This window comes from Polyangium mundeleinium, from assembly GCF_028369105.1.
Taxonomy (GTDB): Bacteria; Myxococcota_A; Polyangia; order Polyangiales; family Polyangiaceae; genus Polyangium; species Polyangium mundeleinium.
Genome location: NZ_JAQNDO010000001.1, coordinates 13,051,513 through 13,076,446 on the forward strand (window position 1 = coordinate 13,051,513; position 24,934 = coordinate 13,076,446).

Genomic DNA, 24,934 nt, shown 5'->3' on the forward strand with positions numbered 1-24,934 from the left:
CTCCGCGTGCTGCTCTGCCTCGTCGGCGTCGCGCCGTTCGTCGCGCCCTTCGCGCGCCGCGTGACGAGCCCCGAGACGGGCGAGCTCCTCTACCTGCTCTTCGCGCCGGTTTGCCACCTCAAACCCGAGCGCACGCTCGCGCTCGCCGGCGTGCTCATGCCGCTCTGCAGCCGTTGCGCTGGCATCTTCGCGGGGTTCGTGACGGCCGGGATGTTTCCGCGTCCGCGATGGAGCGTGCGTGCGTGCCTCGGGTACGGGTTCGTCGCGAGCGTGATCATGCTGGCCGACGTGATCACGCAGGACCTCCGCCTGCGCCCGCTCTTTCATCCGGCGCGGCTCGTGACGGGCGTCTTGTGGGGGCACGTGTTCGCCCTGGGGATCCTCGCGATCGCGCGCGAGCACCTCGCAAGGCCTGCGCGCGTCACTTCTTCAGCGTGACGGGCCTGCCTGCGACGGGCGCTTCGCCGAGGAGCACGAGCGTCTCGATCTTCTTCTTGTCGCTCTTCTCGTCGACGACCTTCAGCGTGCCCGCGAGGTTATAGGCCATCTCCCACGAGACCGTGTCGTCGGCCGAGAAGAAGGCGAACGACGAGTCGCAGATCGCGAGGTCCTTCTTGATCGCGTCGCCCGTGTTCGAGAGATCGGGCCCTGCGAACCCTTTGCGTTGCTTTTTGCCGAGCCCGCCCTTGAACGGCCACACCGCGGTCGAGAGGTCCTTCAGCACCATCACCGTTACCGAGCAGCCGGGCGGGTTCGACACCTTGTCCGGCGGCGTGATCAGGAGTTCCTTCGGCACGTCGTCTCGGCCGTCGGTCTTGAGCAGGATCGTCGGCGCGCCCGCGCGGCCGAGCTCGGCCACGACGGCGGCGACGTCCGGCGTGCGCGCCTTCTTCTCGGCGATCACCGTGACCTGCTGCCCGTTGATCGGGAGATCCTTCACCGCCGCCGTGAGCTTCTCCGGCCATTTCTCCTGCTTCATGTCGACGCGGATCTGGCCGATGTACGGGCCGAGCGAGTCGACGATCAGCGCGGGCATCGTCTTCGGCTTGGGCGGCGGCGCGGGTTCCGTCGGCGCTGCGGCAGAGGCGGTCGCGCTCGGGGCGGCGCCCGTCTTGGACTTGTCGTCGCCGCAGGCGGTCAGCGTCGTCGCGACGAGGAGCACGAGCGAGGCGAGGACAGGGACGCGGGAGTGCATGGCGGCGGAGTGTACCGAAGCCGAAGGCTCGGGAGAAAGGAAGCGGCGTCCTCGGGGCGACGGGGCGTGGTAGCTTCCGCGCGGACCGGCCGTTCGGCCCCTCGAATCGAGCTCCGATTTCACGATGCCTTCTCCCTTCGTCACGCGCCTCGCAAGCTTTCAGCACGAAGAGCGGCTCGCCGTGGAGGACGACACGCGGAGCCGCACGTTCGCCGAGCTTTGGGATCGCGCCCAGCGCGTCCGCCTCGCGCTCACCGAGGGCGCGCCTTCGCTCGAAGGCCGCGCCGTGGCCATCCTCGTCTCGCCCGGCGCGCTCTGGCTCGAAGCCTTCTTCGGCACGATCCTCGCGGGCGGCGTGGCCTTGCCGCTCTCGCCGCTTTATCCGCCCGCCGAGCTCGCTTGGTTCGGCGAGGACGCGCGCGCGGCTGCGGTGATCGTCTCCGAGGACCAGCGCGAGCGTGGGGCCTTGCTCTGCGAAGGCCGCCGCGTCCTCCTCGCGGAGACGCTCGCCGACGGCCCGCGGCCCGAGGGCGACGCGGCCCCGCTCGAACCCGACGACGTCGCGCTCCTGCTCTACACGAGCGGCACAACGGGCAAACCCAAGGGCGCGATGATCACGCATGAGAACGTCGACGTGCAGGCCGCGATTTTGCGCGAGGCGTGGGCGTTCAGTGAGGGCGATCGGCTGCTCCACGCGCTGCCGCTGCATCACCTGCACGGCCTCGGTATCTCGCTGCTCACCACGCTGCTCGCGGGCGCCGCGGCGCGGCTCCTCCCGCGCTTCGACGCGCGGCGCGTGTGGGAGACGTTTTGCGGGCCAAACCCGCCGACGGTCTGGATGGCCGTGCCCACGATGTACCAGAAGCTCTTCGAGGCGTTCGACGCGGCCGACGAGCCGACGCGGGCGCGGTGGGCGGGCGGCGCGCGCAGTTTGCGCCTCGCGACGAGCGGCTCGGCCGCGCTCCCCGTCACCCTCGCCGAGCGCTGGCGCGCCGTCACGGGCGCGATCCCGCTCGAGCGTTTCGGCATGACCGAGATCGGGGTTGGCGCGACGAACGCCCTTGATCCTTTGGGCCGACGCTCCGGCTCGGTGGGTTTGCCTCCGCGCTCGGTCGAGGCGCGGATCGTCGACGAGGCGGGCAATGACCTCGAGCGTGGCCCCGGCGAGCTCTGGATTCGTGGGCCCAGCGTGTTCAAGGGGTACCTCGGCCGCGAGCAGGCCACGCAGGACGCGTTTGCCGAGGGCCGCTGGTTCCGCACCGGCGATGTGGCCGAGCGCGCCGAGGATGGCTACCTGCGTTTGCTCGGACGAACCAGTGTAGACATTTTGAAGAGCGGCGGGTACAAGCTCTCGGCCCTGGAGATCGAGGAGGCGCTGCGGGAAAACGCGGCCGTCGCCGAGGTCGCGGTCGTGGGTTTGCCCGACGAGGCGTGGGGCGAGCGTGTCGTCGCGGTCGTCGTCGCCGCGCCGGGTCGCGCCGCGGAATGCGCGCCGGAGGTGCTGCGCGGCTGGGCGAAAGAGCGAATCGCGCCGTACAAGGTTCCACGCGAGGTGATCGTGGCGACGTCGCTCCCGCGCAATGCGCTCGGAAAGGTCGTCAAGCCCGAACTCGTGAAGGCAATTTTGGATGGGACGGTCGCAAATATGTCGCGGACCGAATCGTAACGACGTAACGCATGAGAAGTTTTGACCTCGACGCCCCCACGTGTCAGGGAGCGGCGTCGTCAGACATTCCGTGGAACGACCACGGATTCAAAGGAGACTTCACATGCGAATGCTTTCGATTCTTGCCCTGGTTTCCATGAGCTTCTTGGGCCTCGCCGCGTGCGGCGACGATACGGGCGGCTCGGGCGGCACCGGCGGCACCGCCGGCAGCGGCGGCATGGGCGGCACCGGCGGCATGGGCGGCACCGGCGGCATGGGCGGCGGTGGGCCCGCGGCTGGTTTCTGCGGCAAGTCGTGCGCGATGCCGGCGGATTGCTGTGCGATGGGCGTGCCGAACTGCCCCGGCATGGACTACCCGAACAACTGGACGTGTGACGACGGCGTGTGTGGCGCCCCGCAATGCAAGGCCGACGCCGATTGCACGTTCGGCGGCGCGCTGCCGGACTACAAGTGCCTGACCGAGAACGACTTCAAGATCTGCGCCGAGGGCTGCACGGCGGACGCCGATTGCACGGCGCCCCTGAAGTGCATCGGCGAGGACGACACCGGCGCGAAGTACTGCTCCGCCGAGCCGATGATGACGGGCGGGTGTAAGACCGACGCGGACTGCAACGGCTTCGGCAAGTGCAACACCACGAGCGGCGCGTGTGAGTGCTCGGCCGACGCCGATTGCACGGCCATGGGCGTCGACAAGTGCGTGCAGTGATCCTCGGTTGAGTTGAGGGAGAGACGCGTCACGCCGCGGCGTGGCGCGTCTCGATGATCCCGATCCGCGCGAGCATCCGCCGCACCGCGCGGAACGCGTCCGCCCGGCCGAACTGCAAGAGGTGCCCGCCGTGGAACGTCTCCAGCGGCGCGCGGAAATGCTCGGCCATGCGCCGCGCGTGATCGAGCGGCGTGATCTGGTCGCCCGCCGCTCCCACGACGAGGAATCGCTCGGGCGGGATCAACGCGGACCGACCGAGCGGGCTCACCACGCGGAGCGTCGCTTCGATCGCCTGGTGCTGCGCCGCTTGCTGCTCCGGCGTGCCGACGAGCAGCCCCACCGCGCGCGCCACGTCGGCGATCGACGCGCACGGCACGATCGGCACCGCGAACGCGAGCGTCGGATCGATCGTGGCCCAGAGCCCCGTCGTGTAGCCGCCGAGGCTCATCCCCATCGCGCCGACCGACGACGCGCCCCGGTCGCAGAGGAGGGCCGCGAGCGCGCGGAGATCCATGATCGCCTGGCGAAACCCCTCGATCGTGAAGCGCATGTCCGGCGAGGGAAAGAGCGCCGTCCCTTTCGGCGCGCGGCATGCGTGGAAGGGCAGGACCGCCATCGCCACGTCGAGGCCGAGCTCGAAGATCCAGGGCACGGGCCAGAGCCGCTCCTCGAGCGCGAACGCCCCGCACCGGTAGCCGTGCACGAGGATCACGACCGGGCGGGGCGTAGCGTGCAGAAACAGCCGCGCCGTCGCGGTGCGGTTCAGCGTGTGCCCGAGGTAGTCCGTGCGCACGTTCTCTTCGAGCGGTTCGAACTCGCTCGGCCATGTCGCGTCGAGCACCATGCCGGGATCGGGCCCGCCGAGGAGACGCACCCGGGCGAGCTCGACGTGGGGGATCGTTGGTTCCCCAAAAAACGAGCTCGGCGCCGTGAAGAACTCGGGCTTGTCGTAGATCGCGCGGATCGCGGAGAGCAGGTCGATGCGGGCCTCGGGGCCGAGGCCCGCGGGATCAAAAGAGCGGATCATGTCCCCCCGCACGAGCATCGCCGTGCCGACGGTCTTGTCGAACCCGGAAGCAGCGCTCGTGAGGATGCGGCGCAGGACCAACCCGCCCTCCTTTGGGAAGGCTACTTCCGCGACACGACCATTCGTGACTCGGCCGCAGCCACCACGTCGGGAAGCAAGAAGGGGACCCGCCGCGTCTGGTTCTTCCGCCAGAGCTCGGCTTGGTCGCGGAAATGCGGGCTCTGCGAGTCCCACACCGCGCCTCCCGGCAGCGCGTTCCAGGAACGCGGACCCTCCGGATCGAGGTCCACGACGAGTCGCTGCGTCGGGCCGAAATCGTAGTCGTAGCGGGGCGTCACGTCGAGCCGGGCGGTGAGGGAGAAGTCGGACGAATCGACCGAGAAGTTGTCGCCGTGTCGCGGAAAACCGTCCGGAAAAACCGGATCGCCGAGCGGCGGGATCGAGAGCTGCCCGAGGACCGGGAGGATCGCCTCGAAGCGGACGCGGTGCCGTGCGCCCCAGCGGTAGGCGCCGATATCGGTGCCGACGTCCTCCGCGAGCGTCCCGAGCGCGTCGAGGAGCGCGCGCACGATCCGCTCATGTTTCGTCTCGATCCCCGGCGTCGCCATGTCGTCCCAGAGCGCGCTCTCCTTCGTCGCCGGGTCGTATGTCGGGAGCGTCGCGGGTGTGTCGCGCGTGATCGCAAGGATCGCCTTGGCTTTCTGATCCCGCGGCACGAAGGGCCTGCCGGCATGCTCGAGCTCGTCCCCCATGACGCGCTCGACGAGCCGCAGGAGCCACGCGTTGAACACGAGCGTCGCCTGCGCCGCGCGCGCCTCGATCGCCGTATCGCCCTCCTCCGGGAGCGGCTTGTTCGTCTCCGGATCGATCCCGCTCGCGGCCTCGTAGCCGGCTTCCGTGCCCCACGCCGTGAGCAACGCGTGCACCTTCTGGATCGCCGCCGCGTCGTAGCTGGTATCGGCCACCACGGCCGAGAGATCCGGGTGCGTCCCGGGCGTCTTGCGCTCGGCTTCCGCTCGATCGATCGCCTCGATCAGCGCGGGCGTCAGGCGCGAGCCGAGCGCCGATTTCGCGTCCCCCTGGATCTTCGCGAGATCCTCGGGCGTCGCCTTGTCGAGCTCCGCGAGCCGCTCCTGGATCCGACCTTCACGGAAGCCGATGTCCCATGAGCAAGCGAGGTACATCGGCGTGCCGTCGGGGAGCGCGCCGTTCGAGGGATCGCCGTCGAGCGAGTCCCCGATCGGATCGTTGTTCGCCGTCGCGAGGAAGCCCGCGGCGGGGTTTTTCTCCCAGGGCACGAGGTTGTCCGGCAGGGCGCCCGTCCACTCGGCCGAACCATCCCCCGGGAGCACGAGGCACGGGATCGTGCCCGAGAACGTCGCGGGGTTCCACGCGACGGCCGCCGGCGCTCGGGTCGGCAGCTTCGCGTGCGAGGTCCAGAGCACGTTGCCTTGCGTATCCGCGATCATCCAGTTCTGCGCGCCCACCTGAAAACCGTCGAGCGCGAGCTTCGCCTCGTCGACGTTTTTGGACCTCAAAAGGTGGAGGATCGCCGCGAGCTCGTTCGTCGGTTCATCGCCCGTCCAGCGCACGCTCACCGCGCCCTTCGCCGGGTCGAGCGGCGCCACCGTGTGATCCGGCAGGATCTCCGGCAGCATCGCCCCGTGGTGCGGCACGACCGGGAGCTTGTAGGTGTACGGCTCGCCGGCCTGGATCTGGATCACCTCGTCGATCGTCTCGATCGCGACGTTTTTCCCCCCGAACACGACCGACTTGCCATCCGGCGTGATCGTCTCGGCGTAGAGATCGGTCACGTCGTAGCCGGCGACCGTCGCGCCCCAGGCGATGTGCTCGTTGTGCCCCAGGATGATCCCCGGGATGCCGGGGAACGCGAGCCCCGAGACTTTTACCCGCGCGGATGGATCCTTTGGCGTCACCTCCATCGCGACGGGCCAGAAGATCGAGGGCGCGGCGAGCGTCAGGTGCGGATCACTCGCGAGCAGCGCGTGCCCCGTGTCGCTCCTCCCCGCCGTGACGGCCCAGTTGTTCGAGCCGAATCCTTCGGGCGCGAACAGATCCTTCACCTTGCGCAGGGCCTCGCGGTACCGCTCCGTCCGCGCGCCGAGGTCGGGCAGGAGAGGGGAGGGCGCGGGGCTTTTCGCGCCGCCCTGGCCCATCGGGTAGCCCGTGGTCGTCGTCGCCGGCTCGTACGGCGCGAAGCGATAGAGCTCCTGGAGGATGCCGCTCCGCGCCGCGACGAGCGGATCGGCCGCGTTTTTCGGGAACGCCGCCCCGAGCGTCTGGATCGAGATCGTGTCCGCGAGCTCGGCGTCGGCCGAATGCGAGAGCAGGTACGACTGGAGACGCGCGATCGCGAGGGCGTCCGGGCCTGTGAAGTCGGTGAACGCATCGACCGGGACGAGGAACGCCGCTGCGGGCAGCGCCGCCTCGCGGTTCCGGAGTGCGCGGAAGTGCTGGGTCACGCCGTCGGCGAACGCGTCGACGAGGGTCTTTTCCTCGGCCCCGAGCGCCTCGTACTGCTTCTTCGCGACGCGGTGCAGGCCGAGGCTGCGGAACACGATGTCGTTGTCGATCACGCTCGCGTCCGCGTCGGCGAGGATCTCGGCGAGCCTGCCCTCGGACACGCGGCGGTAAAACTCGATCTGCAGGTGCCGGTCCTGCGCCACGAGGTAACCCTGCACGCGCACCGCGTCCTCGAAGCTCGACGCGAAGATGTGCGGCCGCCCGTCCGTGTCACGCACGACGTCCACGGGCGAAGCGAGGTTCTCGATCTGGACACGCTCGCTCACGGGCAGATCGGCGCGCTCGCCGATCGGCCCGAAGGGATCACCCGCAGGCGTGGGGGGCGGCTTGGCGGGGTCCGAGCAGCCAGCGGCGAGGGGCGCGAGGGTCAGGGCGACGAAGCTGAAGAACCGGGCGATCGGGAAGCGTCGAGGCTCATGCATGGGGAAGGTCTCCTTTTCCCGGACTAGCCTGCCGGGCCTTTGGCTCGCCGAAAATTCGTCCGTTTCTCGTCCTCTCTGGCAAGGGACCCTTCATGCGCTTGGTGCAGGCCCCCGCGCCTTCGGGCTCCCCCTCTCCGCCCGTGCGACCGTCGTTTGGCGCGTTCTTCGTCGCCGCTCCCCGCAAAGCCGAGCTCCTCTCGGAGCTGCGCGGCCGCGGCTACGTGGTCGCCAGCATCGTGCGCCCCCCGGCTCCCGGGCGGCTCCGCCAGGCCGTCGAGGAGGCCGTCGAGAGCGCCCTTGCCATGCGCGGCGCCCCCCCGCCGTCCGTGAGCGCCGACGTCGACGGCGCCGCCTCCCTGCGCGATCAGGTCGTCCGGGCCCGTGGCCTTGGCTCCTTCGGCCTCGCCCTCGCCTTGCCGCCGCTCGCCACGCTCGCCGACACCTCGGGCGACGCCCCCGCGCTCGGGCCCTCCGACAGCGCCGTGCTCTCGGTCTTCAACGAAGCGGCCCAGGCCGGCCCCGTGGCGCTCGTCCTCGACGAGGGCGACCGTGGCCTCCGGATCCTCGCGCCCGTCCGCCTCGACGAGCTCGTCGCCGAAGCCGCCCCCACGCGCCGCGCCCTCCCCGAGCACTCGCGCGTCGTCGCCCGCCCGCCCCTCACGCCGCCCGCGCCGCCGCCCGAGGCCGAGCCGAGCGACGTGCGTCCCCTCACGACCCATGAATCCGGCCCGCCCGAAGCCGACGCGTCGCCCGAGCGCGCGCCGATCGGCCGCCTGCGTGGCCTGAAGTCCGGCCCCCGGCCGACGCCGACCCCGATGCCCGCGGCGGACGGCGCGCCGCGCGCGTTCAAGTCGACCCCGCCGCCGCCCATGGATGCGGCGCCCGCGGAGCCCGCCGCCCCGGCGCCGCGCAACCGCACGCCCTCCTCGCCCGCGCTCGAGCCCACGCGCGACCGCGAGCCCGTGCGCGACCGCGAGCCCGTGCGTGACCGTGAGTTCGCGCGCGACCGCGAGCCCGAGGCCGCCGCGCATGCCGCGAAAAACGCCCCTGCGGCCGACACGCTCCCGCCGCCGCCCCCGCTGCCCTCGGACCTCGTGCCGCCCTCGCCGCCGGTCGCTCCCTCGCCGGTCGAGCGTGTCCTCTCGGCGGCCGAGTGGCGCGCCTTCGCGATGGACCTCGACAACGCGCGTGGCCCCAAGCCCGCGGGTGTCATCGACCGGCTCTTCGCGACCCGCTACATGCCCCTCATCGGCGCCCTCTCGCGTGGCCACGCCGACGCCTCCGTCCAGCGCGTCGTCGACGGCTTCCGCACCGCCTTCGAGCACAGCTACACGGAGGGGTTCGCGGCGATCCGCGCGACCGGCAAGCGCCCGCTGATGGTCCTCGACGCGCCCGACGTGGCGGCGCGGATCGCGCGCCTCAACAACGCCCGCGCCGTGCGCCTGCTCCTCGTCGACTCCCTCCGCTTCGACCTCGGCGAGCGCGTCATGGCGCGCCTCAAGCCGACCTTGCAGGGCCGCGCCGTTTGCGTCGACCGCACCTTGCTCTGGAGCGCGCTCCCCACGACCACGCCGGCGCAGGTCGCCCTCCTCGGCCGTGGCCCCGAGGGCTTGCGTGACCCCTTGCCCGAGCCGGGCCCCGAGCCCGACATCGTCCGCGGCCGCGCCCTCTCCACGATTCGGCGTGAGCGTTACGGCACCAAGGAAGTCTTCAAGCTCGACCTCGTCGAGGCGCGCCTCCGGGGCGTCGGCCCTGGCTTCGACGAGCGGCTCGGCGGCATTGCGGACGAGGCGGCGCAGGTGATCTCGCGTTTCGTCGAGAGCTCACCGCCGCGCACGTTGCTCTTCGTCTTCGGCGACCACGGCTTCCGCCTCTCGTGTGACGCGCGTGGCACGGCGCCCGCGACCCAGGGCGGCGCGAGCCCCGAGGAGGTGCTCGTGCCTGGGTATGCGTGGCTCGTGGGTGGGGTGCACTGAGCCGAGCGCACGCCGCCGGGCTCGCCTGACCACGATCGAAGGACCGAGCACCCGCTCGATGGACCTCCCACGCCTCGACAGGGACGTTGGCCGGCAGCCCCTCGACGGGACTGTCCCGGCTCGGGCTCGTGGCCGGCAGCCGCCCGAGCGCTCCGGCGGCTCCAGGGACGCAGGGAACCGCCCCTCCCACGTGTCCAAGCAACGCTCGGGGCCTTGGGAGGGGTGGTGACCGGCCCCTCTGCCGACGCTCGGGTCACTCGTCGCCTGCGACCTCGTCCGTATCCTCGGCCTCGCGCGCCTCCGGCTCCTCGGCCGGGGGCTCGGTGACCTTTGTGCCGGCGTTGACCTGGAGGTCATAGAAATACAGCCGGAGCTTGTCGACGCGGCCGAGGTGGCGGAGGAGGCTCTCGCAGAGCGCCCTCGCGGCGACGTACCCATTGAGCCAGACTTGCCGCGCCGTCTCGACCTCCGGCGTCAGGGATTGCCTGTCGATGCGGGCGTCGTCGGCGAATGCGACGACGGGCGCGAGTGACTTCGTCATGGCATCGAATCGACCGTGCCAATGCGCTGCGTCGCGCACGGCGCAGCCTGGCGCGGCGAGCTTCGTCGTGATGTGGGCGACGGCGAGGACCACGTCGGCGGCGGCCTTTCCGACAGCTCCGGCGGTGCCGTCTTTCGTGAAAAACACCCTTCGGTCGACGGCGCCGTTGTCGTGCGCGCCGAGGTGGGTGCTGAATTTGCCGAGGAGGGCGCGAGCCTGCTTGAGGAGCGGCGCCTTGCTCCGGGCGCCCTGCCTGCGCCAGGCGTCCGTGCCGCGCGCGGCCTCCACGGCCGATTTCACGGCGTCGGTGTGGACGTCGATCTGGTCGGCGGCGTAATTCAATGCGGAATCATATTCGGGGATGAGGCCGAGGAGCTTCTTGCGGATCTTGTTCGAGGCATAAGGCCCGTAAATCGTGACCTCGTCCTGATCGATGAACCTGTCTGCCATTCTCGACTTCCTTCGAAAGGGGACGGCCGACGCTAGCGGATGCGAAGGGGCCGATCCATGCCACGAAGGTGGACTCGCGCCCGCAGGGCGGATCGTGTAGAGTGGCCGGGACGAGCACGAGGGAGCCGCTGATGACCCGCCGGAAGAAGCTCTTCGCCGCAGCCATCGCCTTGCCGATCGCCGTCGCCGTGGGCGTGGGCCTGAAGGTGCGTCGCGCCTCGTCGGACACGCTGGGGGCGGACGCTTGCGACAAGGATCTCGCGGCGGTGTTCGAGGTGTGCGAGGCAGGGGGGGAGATTTGCAACCCGGACAAGGGGCTGGAGGAAGCGTGCCAAGCCGGCTGCGTGATGTCCCGGTGCCCGAACCACGTGGCGTGTACGGAGCTCGATCCCATCTGGTGCAAGCCGTGTGAGGATGAAGAGGGGGCGCTCCATTGGCGGATCTTGTACGAGGTACACGAGCAGTGCAGCCCTTCGCCCGATCTCGACGCATGGAGACATGCGGACTGGAAGGCTTACAGTGATTGCTACATTGCGGAGGGGGAGCGGAGGTGCCCGGCGCTCAAAAACAAACCGCAGTGGTATCGGCCGCCTCGTACGAGGGATTGAGGCTCTTTCCCGAGGGTCGTCCTAGAATCCGCCCTGGCCCCCCGCGCCGTCCTCGCCGCCCTCGCCATCCGTTCCGCCCATCCCCTGCGGTTCGCTCTTGAAATCGCCGCTGGCCGCGCTGCCCACGATGATGACCGGGCCGCCGGGTCCGGGGCTCGAGCCGCAGCCGTTCGAGCCCGGAGGGTCGAGGCAGATGATCTGGGGGGAGACCTCGATCTTGTGGCAGGAACTCGAGATTCCGCGGTTCTTGGCCCTTTCGATGCACGCGTCTTCGTTCTCCCAGGCGCTTCTGCGGTCGATGATCTGCGCGTCCTCCGCTCCCTGCAAGGCGTCTTGATGGTCACCCCCGCCTTGGAATCCTGAGGCGCAGGTCAAGACCACGTTACACTGGACGAGAACCCCCTCTCTGGCGCCCGCCTGGCCATTCGGCGCTCCTCTTTTCGGGTTCTTGCACTCGGGATCCCAGCACGCCGGTCCGAGCACGACGAACCACACGAAAAACAAGCCAACGACGAGCGCTCTCATGCCCCAGCCTCCGCGCCGGAATCATTGTATCGGTCCGCGGTCGGGCGGCACAAGATTGGAGCGGTTCCCGAGCATGGCCACCTGCGCATCTGGCCCGCGCGTGAAGGAATCCCGTCATCGGGGCGGATCGTGTAGAGTGGCCGCGACGAGTACGGAGGACGTGAGATGACCCGCCGGAAGAAGCTCTTCGCCGCTGCCATCGCCTTGCCGATCGCCGTCGCGGTGGGCGTGGGCCTCAAGGTGCGCCGCGCGGCCTCCGACACGTTGGGCGCCGACGCCTGCGACAAGGACCTCGCTGCGGTGTTCGAGTTGTGCGAGGCGGGAGGGGAGATCTGCGAGAAGCCGCCCGAGGGGCAAGAGGAAGCCTGCCAGGCCGGCTGCGTGATGGCCCGGTGCCCGAACCACGTGGCGTGCACGGAGCTTGATCCCATCTGGTGCAAGCCGTGCGAGGACGAAGAGGGCGCGCTGTTTTGGAGCCTCCAGATCGAGGCGGAGCGTGTGTGCGAACCTTTGAAACCTACCGTGAATACGTTCGAAACGCTCAAGGCATACTACGATTGCCAAATCGAGGAGCCGGAGCGGAGGTGCCCGGCGCTCAAAGACAAGCCAAAGTGGTACCTGCCTCCCGATCGCAGGCAATAACCCGTCCCCGACCTCGCGCCCCGTCCCTTCACGCCACGTAACAACAAATCGTCCGCGGCCCGATTTTCGCGACCTCCCCGATGGCCTCGCCGCCCGCCGCCTGGCAGCTCCCCGGCTGATACACCGGTGAAAGCGCCGTCTTCGATTCGAGTGCGCGCCCAGGCACCACGTCATGGCACGTGGGGCCCTTCGACCAGGCGCTCGTGATGAGGGGCGTCATGGAACAGGCGGCGTCGGAATAAAATGCGATATCCGAATGGCAATAACTCCCCTGCGGAGTCCCACACGAGCACGACGTACAATCGCGTTCGTCGCTGAAGCCTTCATAAAAGATGAAGTGTTTGGTGTACCCCTCGGCCGCGCAGTCGTGGATTCCTTCCCGCTGAACGCACTGGAGAAACCCGGTCGGCGCTGCGGGGACGCAATGCTCGTCGGGCGCGCATTGACCGAATGCGCTGCCCTCGCAGACCCGCGCGACCGTGCTCCACGTGGGTGTGGGCGGCGGGGCCGTCACCGGACCGGATTTGTCGATTGCCTCGCAAGACTCCTCCACGATGGCGAGCGGCCCCACGGTGATCGATTGGACGCACGGCCCCTCGGCCCCGCACGAGAGACCTGCGGGGATGGCGTTCTCCGCGGCGCAGGCGCCGTCCCACCCGGCGGGCGGGTCGGTCGGCGTCGCGGGCGCCCCGTCTGCGGGCGTGCAGGGCGCGGCGTGGGCCGTGATGCTGGTGGGCAGCGCGCAACTGCCGGTCGAGGGGCTGCACGTGCAGGGGCCGCAGGACTTGGGAGGAATCACGAGGTCGGCGTGCCACACGAACTGCTCGACGGGCGCGTTGTCGGGGCAGGGCGGCGCGGAGCCGTCGTCGGGCCCGATCCACACGAGGACGGGGAGGGACGCGTCGCTCGGGTGGAGGGGGACGCATTCGCCGCGGCAGGTGAAATCGCAATCGATGGGCCCCCCGCTGCTCGTTGGGCCCCCCTCCTCCTCACCGCCGTCCGCCCCCGCGTCGGGGGAGGCATCGCCAGCGCCCCCGTCGAGTTCGATATAGGTAAACACGCCCTCCCCGCATGAGGCCACGGAGAGGAGCGCAATCGGCAAAAAAACGAAAACAGGACCGATAATACGTTTGATATTTCTCATGACATTGCCTATTCGCTCAAATGAATGACCACCGCTGCGCCGACCGCCAAGCGCAAGAGCGGCGAGCGCCAGTCAGCCACGGTCTGCGAGGCGTCGAGCTTCAGGACGAACGTCCTCGACTGTACGTTGAGATCGAAATAACCAAGCAAGCCAAGGCGCTCCGACAGGCGCACCCTTCCGTTGATGCGCGCGCCGAACCCGACCGAGAAGCCATCCGCTTGGGTGAGCGCAAGCGGAGAGTCCACATCGATGCTCAGATGACTGAAGGTCACTGCCCCGCAAGCGTCGATGTGCTCGAACGCATAACACGGGAGTGCCGATGCAGCCCACACGGACGCTCGTCCGGGGAGCTCATGATCACCGAGCCCCGAGGCGGGCGTGATCGATCCGCGCAGCTCTGCGGCGACCGCGAACCGGCGCCAGCGGAGCCCAAGTAAGCCGTTTCCGCCCACCGCGACGCCAGGCAATCCGTGAAGCATCACGACCGGGCCCAGGGCCGCCTCCACCTTGAACGGCGGCCTGTCCTCGATCGGACGCGGCAGCGGCTCCGTCGCGACCACGACCACGCGCTCGTACCTGGCCTCCTCGACCGGGTGGAGGATCTTCACGATGGCGGACGACGGCTCGAAATCCAGCGCCGGCCGCCCGACCTCGAAATCGACCGGCGCGACGAGCCACGGGGGCGGCTCCCCCCCTCGCCACGCCCGCGGGCCGAAGGCGATGGACACGAGCACGGCGACGTCGTACATGAGCTCCCGGCAATCCCCCTGCGTGAGCACGCGGCGCCATTCGCCGTTGCCCTGGGGATCCGGCGCGGTGATCACGGCGTCGAGCTTGCGCCCGTTCGGGTATGTCTCGATCCGCAACGTCGCACGAGCGTCGTCCCGCACGAGCAGATAACCAAACTCGCCCGCGAGAATGAGGGCAAACTCCTCCGCCGTGGGGCACCCGCGCCCGGGGAGCGCTTGCAAGTCCAGCCGGAACGCGATCTTCGGCGCAGGCTCGGCCGCGGCCGCCCGAGGGAGCACGAGCGCGACGAGGGCAGCGGCGAGGGCAACGGCACGGTGAGCCATGACGAACCCGAGGGTACGGGAGAGCGGGCGTGGGGCGCAAGCACCGTCATCCGCCTATGCGCCGTCCACGCTGGAGTTCGTCAGAGCAAAACAACGAGATGCAGGAGCTGCCCGCTCGCCGCATTTGCAGCAGCCCGTCCCGTCACCGGGACGGCGCATAGATCAGATCGGACCGCACCGCATACTTCACGCCGGCCGTGACCTCGGCGCCCTCGTGCAAGAGCAGGTGGTCGAACACGACGACGCTCCCAGGGGCCGGACGCACCGCGAATCGCACGCGATTGTTGAATTTGCGCCCTCGACCCTCCCCGCGGCGGCTCTTCTTGTCCTTCTCCTCGAAGAAGCGTGTCGGGCCGCCCTCGAAGCCTTCGTTCAAATAAATCATGAGCGACGCGCGCGTCTCTCCCCGCGGCACGGTCGTGCGCACGTCGACGTGCGGGGCGAAGCGCTGACCGACCTCGTACCGATAGACCCGAAAGCGATCGTTCAGGCCCACGAGGGGCGAGGCCTCGTGCTCTGTATCCACGTGGCCACGAATGCGGGCCCAGAGCCCTTCGGCGAGCCGCGTCGCGTCGAGCACGACGCGCAGGTTGTTGCGGGCCGCGAGGTTCACCCGGTACGTGTCGTTGCCAATGGCGAGCCCCGCGTGCGTGAAGCCGATCGCCTCCGCCGTGGTGATCAATCGCTTGCATTCCTTCGGCGACATCACGCCATGCAGGACATAGACCCCCTTCTCGACGTCCTCGCGGCGGACCCCGGCGGCGCGGTCTTCGTCGAGCAAGACCTCGTCGAGGCGATGCGGCACGGCGTGGAAGGTCTCCTCCCTGCGGAAAGAGATGTGGGTTCGGGATTTCATGGACATGTCCTCGGCAGCCTGGACGCCTTTGACGAAGGGAGCGCCGTCATGTATACGATGATGCATGAATTCTCCCATCCTCGAACGCCTCGCCGAGCTTCGTCGACGCCTGACCCGGCTCCGCGACGGTCTTTGACCTCCCCCGGCAGGCGCGACGCCTCGCCGAACTCGACTTCCTTCTCAGCGAAACCGACCTCTGGCGCGACCGCGAACGTGCGGAGCAGCTCCTCGCGGAGCGAGCACGTCTTGGCGCCCTGAACGATCGGATCTCGCACGCCGAGCGCGCGCTCGACGATACGCATCCGTTCGTCGTGCTCGCCCTCCACGAAGGCGACGCGGACGCGCTCGCCGCAGCCGAAGCCGATCTCGCGGCCATCGAGGTCGAGCTTCGAGAAGCGGAGAACTCGTGCGCGCCACCCGAACCGGAGGGGTGCATGGGCGCGATCGTGTCCATTCAACCGGGCGCGGGCGGCGTCGACGCCAAAGACTTCGCGGCAATGCTCTTGCGGATGTACCTCCGGTGGGCGGCGCGGCGGGGGCTCGACGTCGAGGAGCTTCACCGGCAGGAAGGAAACGAAGCGGGGATCGATGGCGTCGCGTTCCGGATCCCAGGCGCCGGTGTGTACGGCGCTCTCCGGGGCGAAACCGGCGTCCATCGTCTCGTGCGCGTGAGCCCCTTCGGCAGAGGGGATCGTCGACAAACCTCGTTCGTCGCGGTCGAGGTCCTGATCGATATCGACGACGCGATACCTGTCGAGATTCGCGACGACGATCTCGAGGTGACCACGATGTGCGCCGGCGGGCCCGGCGGACAGAACGTCAACAAGGTCGCGTCGGCGGTCCGGATGCGGCACCTTCCGACGGGGATCGTCATCGTCGCTCGGTCGGAGCGCAGCCAGCATCAAAACCGCGCGAGCGCGCTCCGGCTCCTCCGGAGTAAGCTCGTCGAGCTCGAGCTCGAGCGGCGCGAACAGATGGCGGCTGCGAGGCGCGGCGCTCGGCCGGTCGCTCGATTCGGGCACCAGCGGCGCAGTTATGTCTTCGCGCCGCAGCGGCTCGTGCGGGACGAAATCACCGGGGGCGTGAGCCCCCATGTCGAGCGTGTCCTCGACGGCGACCTCGACGCCCTCCTCGAACCTCCCCCGAAAAACTGATCCACCTCGCCGCGCGCTCGCCTACCCTGGAACCTCGCCCTCGGCGAGGCCCACCATGCAAGACCCTGCGCGCAGTGACGTTCCCACCGAACCCACCCCGCCCGCCGAATCGGAGGTCATTGCGGACGACGTCCGCCAGCTCCACCGCATGGGGTATGCCCAGGAGCTCCTCCGGCGGATGAGCGGCTTCTCGAATTTCGCCGTCTCCTTCTCGATCATCTGCATCCTCGCCGGCGGCCTCACCTCCTATCACCTCGGCCTCTCCGCCGCGGGCGGCGCCTCCATTGGCCTCGGCTGGCCGCTCTCCTGCCTGCTCTCCTTTTGCTTTGCGCTCGCGATGGCGCAGCTCGCCTCGGCGTTTCCCACGGCGGGCGGCCTCTATCACTGGGCCTCCCTCCTCGGCGGAAAGGGCCTCGGCTGGGCGACGGCCTGGTTCAACCTCGTCGGCCTCGTCACGGTCCTCTCCGCGATCAACGTCGGCGCGTATCTCTTCATCGCGAGCTCGCTCGGCCCCGTCTTCGGCGTCGACCCCGAAAAGCTCGGCCCGGGCCATCAGCTCGCCGCCATCGTCGTCATCACCGCGACGCAGGCCCTCTTCAATCACCGCGGCATTCGCCTCACCACGCGCCTCACCGATTTCAGCGGGTATCTCATCTTCGTGGTCGCGACCGTCCTCACGGCCTCGATGCTCGTCTATGCGCCGCGCCTCGAAGCGTCGCGGCTCGTCACGTTCACGAATTTCAGCGGCGCGAGCGGCGGCGACGTCTGGCCTTCCACGACGAGCATGGGCTGGCTCTTTTTGCTCGGCCTGCTCATGCCGGCGTACACGGTCACCGGGTTCGACGCCTCCGCGCATACCGCGGAGGAGACGGTCGGCGCCGCGACGAATGTCCCCCGGGCCATTCTGCGCGCCGTGCTCCTCTCGGGCATTTTTGGCTACGTGATGGTGGCCTCGATCCTCCTCGCCATGCCGAGCGTGGAGGCCGCCGCCTCGAAAGGCCCGAGCGTGTTTTTCTGGGTGATGGGCGAGATCCTCCCGCGCCCTTTGCAGGTCACCCTCTACGTCGGAATCGGCATCACCCAGTATCTTTGCGGGCTCGCCACCGTCACCAGCGCCTCGCGCATGACGTATGCGTTTGCCCGCGACGGCGGCCTGCCCTTCTCCGCGGCCCTCCGCCGCGTGAGCGAGGTCCACAGGACGCCCGCCCATGCGATCTGGGTCGTCGCGGCCGTGAGCACGGCGTTCACCGTCTACACGCCCGTCTATTCGACGATCACCGCGGTCTGCACGATTTTCCTCTACATCTCCTACGGCATGCCCATCGCGCTCGGCCTCTTCGCGTATGGCCGGACCTGGACCACGATGGGGCCTTTTTCGCTCGGCCCGTGGTATCGCCTCGTCGCGGCGATCTGCGTGCTCTCCTGCGCGCTCGTGCTCGTCATCGGCGTCGCGCCCCCGAACGACAAGGCTTTGCCGATCACGCTCGGCGCGTTGCTTCTCACGATCGTCGTGTGGTTCGGCGGCCTGCGGCGCGTGTTCAAGGGGCCGCCCCCCGCGACGGGTGAACCTGCGTCAGCACCGGATCATCGTTAGCGCTAGGAGCAGCGCGATCACCAGCATCCCGCTCATGACGATCGGCCCGATGGCCTCCAAAAACGCATCCGCGCGCTTGACGAAGCCCGGCGGCCTCGCCTTCTTCCGGGTCCGACGACCCGGGGGCAAAGGCTCGCGCCCGAATCCATCGGCGACCTCCTCGGGCGACAAACGCTCGCAGAAGGCATGATAGATCTTGTAGAGCCCACGGTTCTCGATCCGGACGAAGTTGTCCCGGAGCTCTTCATGGCGGAGGGACGCTCCGTCAAGGGATCGGTCGAAGGGTCGGATCCCACGAAGGAGACGTATGGCGTGGGAATGCCGGTCTGGGTGCTGTACGTGCCGGGCAACCTCGCGATGAGCTCGATCTGGCCGCCGGTCCGGTAAAGGTTCGTCAGAGCAAAATGAAGATCACGAAAAAGCCGATGAGGAAGACGATCGCAGCACCCACCGCGGCTGCGAGGTAAAACCCCATTTTGCTGACGTCGTTCACGCGTTGCGCCGGCCGGTGGTGCAGCTCCGTCACCGTCATCTGCTGCTGCCGCGCGCCGAGCATCGTCGGCGCCGTGGTGCCGGGCGGCGGCGCGGTCGGCGGCGGCGCGGTCGGCTCGTCCTCGATGTGCGCGCCTGCCATGGGCATGGGCGGCGGCGTGAACACGCCGGACGGCTCGACGTAGACCTGCGTCGGCTCCGAATCGCGCGAGGACCGCGGCGGCGGGACGTACGCCGGTTTGGGCCGCCGCGCCGTTTCCTCGGCCCGCGGCGAAGACGACGGCGGGGCCATGACCAGCGTGCCGAGCGGACCCCCCGACGACGACGCCGAAAAGCTCCCCGACGCAGGCGAGGACCGAGGCGCCGGCGCGGGCGTGGACGGCGCCGATTCGGCCATGACCAGCGTGCCGAGCTGGCCCCGCGGCATCGGCGGCTCGTCCAGCATCGGCGCGCGCACCCCGCCGTTCGTGTTTTCGTCGTGAACCTTCGCCGGAGCCGCGGGCGCCGCCGGTTTCCGACCCTGCGCCGCGAACACTTCGAGCATGTGCGCGACGACCATCGCGCTGCCGATCCGTTTGTCGCGCTCGCGCTCCATGCACCGCGCCACGATCTCTTCGAGCGCCGGATCCACCGAGGGCGCGAGGTGCGAGATTCGCGGCACCGGGCCACTCGAAATGCGCGCCGTGATGTCCGCGCGCCCGCCCTCGAAAGGACGTTGCCCCGCGAGCATCTCGAACAGCACCACGCCGAGCGACCAGAGATCGGTCCGCACATCGAATGACTCGGGCGCGGCGAGCTGCTCCGGGCTCCGATACGACGGCGAACCCAGGCCGAGCGTATCCGCGACGACCGCGGGCACCGCGCGCGCGACCCACAGATCCAAGACCTTCACGCCCGGGGCGTCCGTGCCCGGTTCTCCCTGCAAGAACACGTTCGCCGGCCGCAGGTCGCCGTGGACGAGCCGTGCCCCGTGCGCGATCGACAGCGCCGTCGCGATGTCGCGCCCGATCTGCGCGGCGAGCGGCGGCGGCAGCACACGCTCACGCGCGAGCCGGTCGGCGAGCGTCTCGCCCGAGAGCAGCTCCATGGCGACGAAGGGCTCGCCGCTTCCCGTCTCGCCCACGTCGTGGATCGTGACCAGCGTGGGGTGCTTGGTGGCTTGCGCCGCGCGCGCCTCCTCGCCGAGCCGCTGCCCGACTTCCAGGTTCGGAATGCTGAGGAGCTTCAGCGCGACCTGCCGCGACGCTGTGTGGTCCTCCGCCTCCCAGACGGCCCCGAGGGCGCCCGTCCCGATTTGCCGCACGAGGCCGTATCTATCGCCGATGAGTTCGCCGCCGCTCATTGCCCTGTCCGACCCGAGATCATGTCCGATTGCGGAATTCCTTCAAAGCGATCGAATGCGCCGCGCCGCCTCTTCCAGCACGTCGTCCTCTTTCGCGAAGCAAAATCGAGAGAGCGTCTCGCCCACCGGATCCCCGTAAAACGAGGTTCCGGGCACGCTCGCGATGCGGATTCGCTCGAGCAGCAGCATCGCCGCGGCCTTCGCGGTCGGCGCGCCGAGCCTCCGGATATCGGCGAGCACGTAATACGCGCCCCGCGGCACGTACGGCGTGAGCCCCGCGTCGGCGAGCGCGCTGCAGAGGATATCGCGCTTCTTCTGGTAGCTCTGCCCGATCGAGGCGAAGTATTCGTCCGGCATCCCGAGACCTGCCACCATCGCGTGCTGCAGCGGCGTCGGCGCGCAGACGTAGAGCAGATCGTGCGCCACCGTGATCCGCCGGGCGGCGTCGGGCGGCGCCGTCAGATAGCCGCACCGCCAGCCCGTCACCGCGAACGTCTTCGAAAATCCCGAGATCGACACCGTGCGCGACCGCGCGTTTTTCCGCGTCGCGAGCTGCACGTGCTTCTGCCCGTCGAAGACGATGTGCTCGTAGATCTCGTCCGTGATCGCCACGAGGTCGTGCCCCTCGATCGCGTCCGCGAGCCAGTCGAGCTCCTCCTCGCTCCACACCTTGCCGCTCGGGTTCGACGGCGTGCACACGACCACCGCGCGCGTCCGCGGCCCGATCGCCCGCGCAAAGGCCTCCCGATCGATCTCCCACGACGGCGGCCGCGTCGGCACGAGCACGGGCACGAGCCCGAGCGCGAGGATCGTGTTCAAGTGGTAGCCGTAATACGGCTCGAACAGGATCACCTCATCGCCGGGATCGAGCAGCGCGAGGCACGCCGCCGCGAACGCGCCCGTCGCGCCCGACGTCACCACCACTTCACTCGCCGGATCCACTTCGCGCCCGTAACGCTTCTTCAGATCGGCCGCGATCGCTTGCCGCAGCGGCAGGATCCCCTCGGGGGCGGTGTAGATCGCCACGCTCGCCTCGATCGCCGCGTTCGCCGCGCGGGCCACGGGCGGCGGCGTGGGCAGATCGCACACGCCTTGCCCGAGGTTGATCCCGCCCACCGCCTCACACGCGCGGCTCATCGCGCGAATGTCGGAGATGACCAGCGAGCTCAGGCGTTGACCGATCCGCATGGCTGCACCCTACCTCAACACGGACCTGGAAGTCCCCTCCGCTGCACACGGCCGTGACCACGATACCCCCGCCTGCCCCTTGCCCGAAAGCCCGGGCCATGGCACCCCCGGCGCCGTGTGTCCGTCGCCCTCCGCAGAGACGCGCCTCGTTCGTGAGGGTGATCGCGCCCTCCTGAATGAGGTGTGGTCGCTCGCCTGGCCGGCGATCACGCACATGCTCTTGATCACGCTCGTCTTTCTGGTCGGGCGGCTCCTGCTCGGGCGGTACTCGCCCACGGCGCTCGCGGCGATCCAGATCGGCGGCGCCACGGTCTGGACGCTCAACTCCGTTTGCACGGCGTTCTCCGCGGGCACCCTCGCCGTCGTGGCCAGGCGCGTCGGCGCCGGTGACCGTCCCGGCGCGGCCCGCGCCGCTCGCGCCGCGCTTCTCTTCGCGGTTGGGCTCGGCGTTGTCGTCGCGTGTGCCCTCTTTTTCGCCGAAGGCCCCTTCATCCGAACCGTTTTTCCCCGCGCGGGAGCGGCCGTGCAGGCGCAGGCGGGCGCGTATCTCCGCATCGCGTGCTGGGCCATGCCGCTCACGTTCGTCGAGGCGATCGCGGCTGCGGCGCTGCAAGCCTCGGGCGACACGCGCACGCCGCTCGTCGTCGCGGGCGTCGGCAACGTCCTGAACCTCGCGCTGAATGCGCTGCTCATCTTCGGCCTGTTGGGTCTGCCCGAGCTCGGCATCCGCGGCGCCGCCGTGGCGAACGGCGCGACGATGGCCCTCGAAGGCCTGCTTCTCACCTTCGCGCTCTTCCGCCGTACGAGCCCGCTGCCGCTGCACGAGGTAGCTCCGCGCCTCGGAGCGAAGCCCCCCCTCGTCGACGTCGACGCGTTGATGCGCGTGCTGCGCGTCTCGGGCGCGGCGTTCGGAGAAAAGGCCGCGTATCACCTCGGCTTCATGTTCTACGTCGCGGTCATCGCGCTCCTCGGGGAGGTCGCGCTCGCGGCGCATCAGGCGGCGGTCAGCATCGAGTCGATCTCGTGGCTCTCGGCGGACGGTTTTGGAATCGCAGCGGGCGCGATCGTGGGCCAGAAGCTCGGGGCGAAGCGGCCCGACGACGCCGCGCGCGCGGGCCGTGTCGCAGCGCTCCTCGCCGTCGCGTGCTTGAGCCTCGTGGGATTCTCGTTCCTCACGATGGCGCCCATGCTCGTCTCGGCGTTCACGCCGGATCGAACGATCGTGGAGACGGCCGTCCCGGCGATGCGCGTGGGCGCGTTCGCGCAGCCGTTCATGGGGTTCGCGATGGTCACGGCGATGGCGCTGCGCGGCGCGGGCGACACGCGCACGGTGCTCGGCACGATGATCCTCTGCGGCTTCCTCGTGCGGGCGAGCGTGACCTGGCTCTGCGCGATCAAGCTCGACCTCGGGCTCGCGGGCGTGTGGATGGGCAGCACGGCCGACTGGGTTTGTCGGGCCGTGCTGCTCGGCTGGGCGTATGCGCGGGGGCGGTGGCAGAAGGTCGAGGTGTAGGAGTGCTAGACGCCGCCGACGCAGGCGTTTTTCACGCAGCTCTGGTCGCTCTGGCAATCGTTCGTCGACACGCATTGCACGCCGAGGCACGACGGCAGGTCGGAGCACGCGACGTCGTCGCCGCAATGGGCGAGGTCGGTCTGCTGGTCCAGCGTGAAGCCTTCACAAACGTCGCAGCGCCGCCGGCTCAGAGCGCCGCGCGAAACCGCCGCGTGAGCGCGTCCATGAGCACGCGCACGCGGGGCGTCTTGCGCAGGTCGGGGTGGGTGAGCAGCCAGGCGGTCCGTTCGAGCGGCGCGACGCGCTCGCGATAGGCGTGGATCTCCACGAGCTGGGGGTGGAGCGCGGCAAGGGCGCGCGGGATGAGCCCGACGCCCACGCCGCCGGCGACGAGCGACACGAGCGCGCTGAACTGGGCGCGCGTGGCGATCTGGGTGGCGTGCTCGCGCTCCCACGCCGACTCGGGCGAGGAGCGCTCGCTCAGCGCGCGAACGACCCACTGCGGCTCGGGTTCGCGCCGGACGGCCGCCGCCGTCCCGAAGACGCCGTACGGGAGTTTGCCCAGCCGAACTCCCCAGCACCCGGCGGCGGCCGCCGCATGATGCCGATCGCGACGTCGATCTCGCGATCCCGCACGCTCGGCCCCGAATCGGCGAGGATGAGGCTCACGCGCAAGGGGTATTGCGCGGTGATCTCGGCGATTGGCTCCACGAGCAACGGCAGCAAGGCCTCCACGGTCGTGAGGCTGACCTCGCCGACGATCTCCGTGGCCTGGGCATGCACCTGCCCTGCGACATCGGCGATGGCCTTGCGCATGCGGTGACCGACCTGCGCGAGCATGGCCCCGGTCTCGGTCAAACCGCCGGTGCCAGGACCGCGCTCCAGGCATGGCGTGCCCACGGCGGCTTCGAGGATGGCAATGCGCCGGTACACGGTGGACACCGACACGCCGAGCTCGCGGGCGGCGCCGCCCACGCCGCCGGCGCGGGCGACCGCTTCCAGATAACGGACATCTTCCCAGAGAATCGACACGGGAGAACCTTCTCGTTGTCCTAGGGCGTGATCTTCGACGGAAAATCGACCGGATCGGGGCAAGCTTGAATGAGGAGCGACGCGCTCGTCGTGCACAGGAACGTCGACGAGTGATCCTCGTAGCCGAACGTGTACACGTACGGACACGCGCCCTTCACGGCGGGGCTGTAATCGGTGCCCGCCTGCACCCCGAGCGCGGTGCAGCCAGCGCTGTCGTACCGGTAGGTAAAACCATTGTACGTGTGCACCGAATCGGGGCAGCAATACTTGAGGCAGGCGTCGTCCCCGGCGCCCACCTTCTGCGTCGCGGTGCAGAGGTCACACCCGCCGAGGCACGTATTCGCCTTGCCCGGCTCCGCGTCCGTGCAGCCCGCAGGCCCACACGTGGACCTTCGATTCGCATGCACCCCCTCGTCATGACCGAACCCGACCGCGAAATCGGGTGCGCCGTTCCACGTCCACTCGGGTCCGCCAATGTTGCCGGCGTTGAACACGGTGCCCGTGGGGATCCGGTTCGCCGAATCGCCGTCCGGGCACGTCCCGCACGAGCCGGCGATCACCTTCTTCCCATTGCCATCGATCATCGTGGGGCACTCCTTGCACCCCGCGGGCGCCGGCGCGAACGCGTCCGAGCCGTCCGGGCATTGCGTGTTCACATCGAACCGGCACCCCGTCCCGCGGCACCAGAAAATGTTGTTCGGATCCGGCGCGCCGCCCCCGCAGCTCTTCATGCCGACCGAGCTCGCCGTCGTCCATGCGTTGACCGCGCTGATGTCGTAGTAGAGCGAACCCTGGCCGGGATTGTCATACGTGAACTCGAACGTGGAGTTCTTCGCGGCCTCGTTTCCGACCTCGCAACCATTGCCGTACGGATTGCACCCCGTCGCGAGCCAGCCCGTCCCGCTCGGGAACCCGGCGTCGTTCGGCAGAACGATCTCGTGCTGCTCGCCCGGGCCGAGCTCGAAGAACGGGTTGCACGCGCAGGCGTTGCCCTTGCAATACACGAGCCCCGGATCGTCGCCGCCGGCCATGTTCTTCGCGATCTCCGTGCATTGCCCCACGCCCTCTCGGGATCGCTGCACGCCGCGCCGTTCCACGCGCACGTCGTCGGCCGGGCCCACGTCGGTGTGGTCCGGCCATCCATCTTGAACCACCGTGTCTCACTGCAATTGTTCACGAGCTTGATCCGACGCATGCCATCGTCCGCCGGACAGAATGCCGTCCCGGCCTCGTACGCGGGCCCG

23 protein-coding genes and 1 pseudogene are annotated in these 24,934 nt (G+C 69.4%); 11 read left to right on the forward strand and 13 right to left on the reverse strand.

From position 1 onward, the window contains the following. Positions 1-6 precede the first annotated feature (6 nt). The gene (locus POL67_RS51725) at positions 7-438 is read left to right on the forward strand and encodes a DUF2085 domain-containing protein (RefSeq protein ID WP_271930318.1); all 432 of its coding nucleotides are present in this window, start codon (positions 7-9) and stop codon (positions 436-438) included. Here the strand turns inward: POL67_RS51725 and POL67_RS51730 are convergent. Continuing rightward, complete coding sequence (locus POL67_RS51730; RefSeq protein ID WP_271930321.1) at positions 422-1,195, reverse strand: biopolymer transporter ExbD; 774 nt, start codon at positions 1,193-1,195, stop codon at positions 422-424. The genes POL67_RS51725 and POL67_RS51730 overlap by 17 nt on opposite strands. A gap of 124 nt (positions 1,196-1,319) precedes the next feature. Here POL67_RS51730 and POL67_RS51735 point away from each other — a divergent pair, with 124 nt between their 5' ends. Further along, positions 1,320-2,861 (forward strand): AMP-binding protein, encoded by a 1,542-nt coding sequence (locus POL67_RS51735; RefSeq protein WP_271930324.1) that lies wholly within the window; start codon positions 1,320-1,322, stop codon positions 2,859-2,861. A 103-nt stretch (positions 2,862-2,964) separates the two neighbouring features. Then, on the forward strand, positions 2,965-3,567 hold the full coding sequence (locus POL67_RS51740) for a hypothetical protein (protein WP_271930327.1): 603 nt from the start codon (positions 2,965-2,967) through the stop codon (positions 3,565-3,567). 28 nt (positions 3,568-3,595) lie between these two features. Here POL67_RS51740 and POL67_RS51745 read toward each other — a convergent pair whose 3' ends face one another. Next, positions 3,596-4,675 (reverse strand): alpha/beta hydrolase family protein, encoded by a 1,080-nt coding sequence (locus tag POL67_RS51745; protein WP_271930331.1) that lies wholly within the window; start codon positions 4,673-4,675, stop codon positions 3,596-3,598. Between the two features lie 20 nt (positions 4,676-4,695). After that, entirely contained in the window at positions 4,696-7,560 is a 2,865-nt protein-coding gene (locus tag POL67_RS51750) for a penicillin acylase family protein (protein ID WP_271930333.1), read from the reverse strand. Between the two features lie 140 nt (positions 7,561-7,700). Here POL67_RS51750 and POL67_RS51755 point away from each other — a divergent pair, with 140 nt between their 5' ends. Further along, positions 7,701-9,536: a hypothetical protein gene (locus tag POL67_RS51755; RefSeq protein ID WP_271930335.1), complete on the forward strand. Its 1,836-nt coding sequence runs from the start codon at positions 7,701-7,703 to the stop codon at positions 9,534-9,536. Positions 9,537-9,789: 253 nt separating this feature from the next. On the opposite strand, the gene POL67_RS51760 is transcribed toward POL67_RS51755, so the two are convergent. Then, positions 9,790-10,527, reverse strand: a complete 738-nt coding sequence (locus POL67_RS51760; protein WP_271930338.1) for a hypothetical protein — start codon at positions 10,525-10,527, stop codon at positions 9,790-9,792. Positions 10,528-10,658: 131 nt separating this feature from the next. On the opposite strand from POL67_RS51760, the gene POL67_RS51765 reads away from it, so the two are divergent. Next, positions 10,659-11,135, forward strand: a complete 477-nt coding sequence (locus POL67_RS51765) for a hypothetical protein (RefSeq protein ID WP_271930340.1) — start codon at positions 10,659-10,661, stop codon at positions 11,133-11,135. Positions 11,136-11,156: 21 nt separating this feature from the next. Here POL67_RS51765 and POL67_RS51770 read toward each other — a convergent pair whose 3' ends face one another. Next, positions 11,157-11,660 (reverse strand): hypothetical protein, encoded by a 504-nt coding sequence (locus POL67_RS51770; protein WP_271930342.1) that lies wholly within the window; start codon positions 11,658-11,660, stop codon positions 11,157-11,159. A gap of 165 nt (positions 11,661-11,825) precedes the next feature. On the opposite strand from POL67_RS51770, the gene POL67_RS51775 reads away from it, so the two are divergent. Then, positions 11,826-12,302 carry a hypothetical protein gene (locus POL67_RS51775; protein WP_271930344.1) on the forward strand — a complete coding sequence of 159 codons (477 nt, stop codon included), beginning with the start codon at positions 11,826-11,828 and terminating at the stop codon, positions 12,300-12,302. A 28-nt stretch (positions 12,303-12,330) separates the two neighbouring features. Here POL67_RS51775 and POL67_RS51780 read toward each other — a convergent pair whose 3' ends face one another. From POL67_RS51780 to POL67_RS51790, 3 genes are all read right to left on the reverse strand, one after another. After that, on the reverse strand, positions 12,331-13,446 hold the full coding sequence (locus tag POL67_RS51780) for a hypothetical protein (protein ID WP_271930347.1): 1,116 nt from the start codon (positions 13,444-13,446) through the stop codon (positions 12,331-12,333). Between the two features lie 8 nt (positions 13,447-13,454). Beyond that, positions 13,455-14,519, reverse strand: coding sequence for a hypothetical protein (locus tag POL67_RS51785; protein ID WP_271930349.1), 1,065 nt, complete (start codon positions 14,517-14,519; stop codon positions 13,455-13,457). Positions 14,520-14,661: 142 nt separating this feature from the next. After that, the gene (locus POL67_RS51790; RefSeq protein ID WP_271930351.1) at positions 14,662-15,375 is read right to left on the reverse strand and encodes a 2OG-Fe(II) oxygenase; all 714 of its coding nucleotides are present in this window, start codon (positions 15,373-15,375) and stop codon (positions 14,662-14,664) included. A 164-nt stretch (positions 15,376-15,539) separates the two neighbouring features. Here POL67_RS51790 and POL67_RS51795 point away from each other — a divergent pair. From POL67_RS51795 to POL67_RS51810, 4 genes and pseudogenes are all read left to right on the forward strand, one after another. Further along, positions 15,540-16,082, forward strand: a pseudogene (locus POL67_RS51795) (PCRF domain-containing protein); the annotation flags it as partial. Positions 16,083-16,133: 51 nt separating this feature from the next. Further along, complete coding sequence (locus POL67_RS51800) at positions 16,134-16,529, forward strand: peptide chain release factor family protein (protein WP_271931043.1); 396 nt, start codon at positions 16,134-16,136, stop codon at positions 16,527-16,529. 55 nt (positions 16,530-16,584) lie between these two features. After that, positions 16,585-18,123, forward strand: coding sequence for an amino acid permease (locus POL67_RS51805; RefSeq protein WP_271930353.1), 1,539 nt, complete (start codon positions 16,585-16,587; stop codon positions 18,121-18,123). 186 nt (positions 18,124-18,309) lie between these two features. Then, positions 18,310-18,510 carry a hypothetical protein gene (locus POL67_RS51810; RefSeq protein WP_271930355.1) on the forward strand — a complete coding sequence of 67 codons (201 nt, stop codon included), beginning with the start codon at positions 18,310-18,312 and terminating at the stop codon, positions 18,508-18,510. 7 nt (positions 18,511-18,517) lie between these two features. Here POL67_RS51810 and POL67_RS51815 read toward each other — a convergent pair whose 3' ends face one another. Further along, a complete protein-coding gene (locus tag POL67_RS51815; RefSeq protein WP_271930357.1) occupies positions 18,518-19,957 on the reverse strand; it encodes a serine/threonine-protein kinase in 1,440 nt (479 codons plus the stop codon). A 42-nt stretch (positions 19,958-19,999) separates the two neighbouring features. After that, positions 20,000-21,145, reverse strand: a complete 1,146-nt coding sequence (locus POL67_RS51820) for a pyridoxal phosphate-dependent aminotransferase (protein ID WP_271930359.1) — start codon at positions 21,143-21,145, stop codon at positions 20,000-20,002. Here POL67_RS51820 and POL67_RS51825 point away from each other — a divergent pair. Next, a complete protein-coding gene (locus POL67_RS51825) occupies positions 21,144-22,658 on the forward strand; it encodes an MATE family efflux transporter (protein WP_271930366.1) in 1,515 nt (504 codons plus the stop codon). The two genes, POL67_RS51820 and POL67_RS51825, sit on opposite strands and share 2 nt — an antisense overlap. A gap of 187 nt (positions 22,659-22,845) precedes the next feature. Here POL67_RS51825 and POL67_RS51830 read toward each other — a convergent pair whose 3' ends face one another. From POL67_RS51830 to POL67_RS51840, 3 genes are read right to left on the reverse strand one after another with little or no spacing between them, the layout of a single operon-like run. Further along, complete coding sequence (locus POL67_RS51830; RefSeq protein ID WP_271931045.1) at positions 22,846-23,223, reverse strand: LysR substrate-binding domain-containing protein; 378 nt, start codon at positions 23,221-23,223, stop codon at positions 22,846-22,848. Continuing rightward, positions 23,139-23,690 carry a LysR family transcriptional regulator gene (locus POL67_RS51835; protein WP_271930381.1) on the reverse strand — a complete coding sequence of 184 codons (552 nt, stop codon included), beginning with the start codon at positions 23,688-23,690 and terminating at the stop codon, positions 23,139-23,141. The genes POL67_RS51830 and POL67_RS51835 overlap by 85 nt, the downstream gene beginning before the upstream one ends. Positions 23,691-23,710: 20 nt before the next feature. Next, positions 23,711-24,772 (reverse strand): glycoside hydrolase 64/thaumatin family protein, encoded by a 1,062-nt coding sequence (locus POL67_RS51840; protein ID WP_271930383.1) that lies wholly within the window; start codon positions 24,770-24,772, stop codon positions 23,711-23,713. Positions 24,773-24,934: the final 162 nt, after the last annotated feature.

Excerpts from the sequence above, each read along its gene's own strand:
- POL67_RS51730 (WP_271930321.1), bottom strand. The coding sequence starts at position 1,195 with ATGCACTCCCGCGTCCCTGTCCTCGCCTCGCTCGTGCTCCTCGTCGCG.
- POL67_RS51735 (WP_271930324.1), top strand. The coding sequence starts at position 1,320 with ATGCCTTCTCCCTTCGTCACGCGCCTCGCAAGCTTTCAGCACGAAGAG.
- POL67_RS51740 (WP_271930327.1), top strand. The coding sequence starts at position 2,965 with ATGCGAATGCTTTCGATTCTTGCCCTGGTTTCCATGAGCTTCTTGGGC.
- POL67_RS51750 (WP_271930333.1), bottom strand. The coding sequence starts at position 7,560 with ATGCATGAGCCTCGACGCTTCCCGATCGCCCGGTTCTTCAGCTTCGTC.
- POL67_RS51760 (WP_271930338.1), bottom strand. The coding sequence starts at position 10,527 with ATGGCAGACAGGTTCATCGATCAGGACGAGGTCACGATTTACGGGCCT.
- POL67_RS51765 (WP_271930340.1), top strand. The coding sequence starts at position 10,659 with ATGACCCGCCGGAAGAAGCTCTTCGCCGCAGCCATCGCCTTGCCGATC.
- POL67_RS51770 (WP_271930342.1), bottom strand. The coding sequence starts at position 11,660 with ATGAGAGCGCTCGTCGTTGGCTTGTTTTTCGTGTGGTTCGTCGTGCTC.
- POL67_RS51775 (WP_271930344.1), top strand. The coding sequence starts at position 11,826 with ATGACCCGCCGGAAGAAGCTCTTCGCCGCTGCCATCGCCTTGCCGATC.
- POL67_RS51780 (WP_271930347.1), bottom strand. The coding sequence starts at position 13,446 with ATGAGAAATATCAAACGTATTATCGGTCCTGTTTTCGTTTTTTTGCCG.
- POL67_RS51785 (WP_271930349.1), bottom strand. The coding sequence starts at position 14,519 with ATGGCTCACCGTGCCGTTGCCCTCGCCGCTGCCCTCGTCGCGCTCGTG.
- POL67_RS51790 (WP_271930351.1), bottom strand. The coding sequence starts at position 15,375 with ATGAAATCCCGAACCCACATCTCTTTCCGCAGGGAGGAGACCTTCCAC.
- POL67_RS51805 (WP_271930353.1), top strand. The coding sequence starts at position 16,585 with ATGCAAGACCCTGCGCGCAGTGACGTTCCCACCGAACCCACCCCGCCC.
- POL67_RS51810 (WP_271930355.1), top strand. The coding sequence starts at position 18,310 with ATGATAGATCTTGTAGAGCCCACGGTTCTCGATCCGGACGAAGTTGTC.
- POL67_RS51815 (WP_271930357.1), bottom strand. The coding sequence starts at position 19,957 with ATGAGCGGCGGCGAACTCATCGGCGATAGATACGGCCTCGTGCGGCAA.
- POL67_RS51825 (WP_271930366.1), top strand. The coding sequence starts at position 21,144 with ATGGCTGCACCCTACCTCAACACGGACCTGGAAGTCCCCTCCGCTGCA.
- POL67_RS51820 (WP_271930359.1), bottom strand. The coding sequence starts at position 21,145 with ATGCGGATCGGTCAACGCCTGAGCTCGCTGGTCATCTCCGACATTCGC.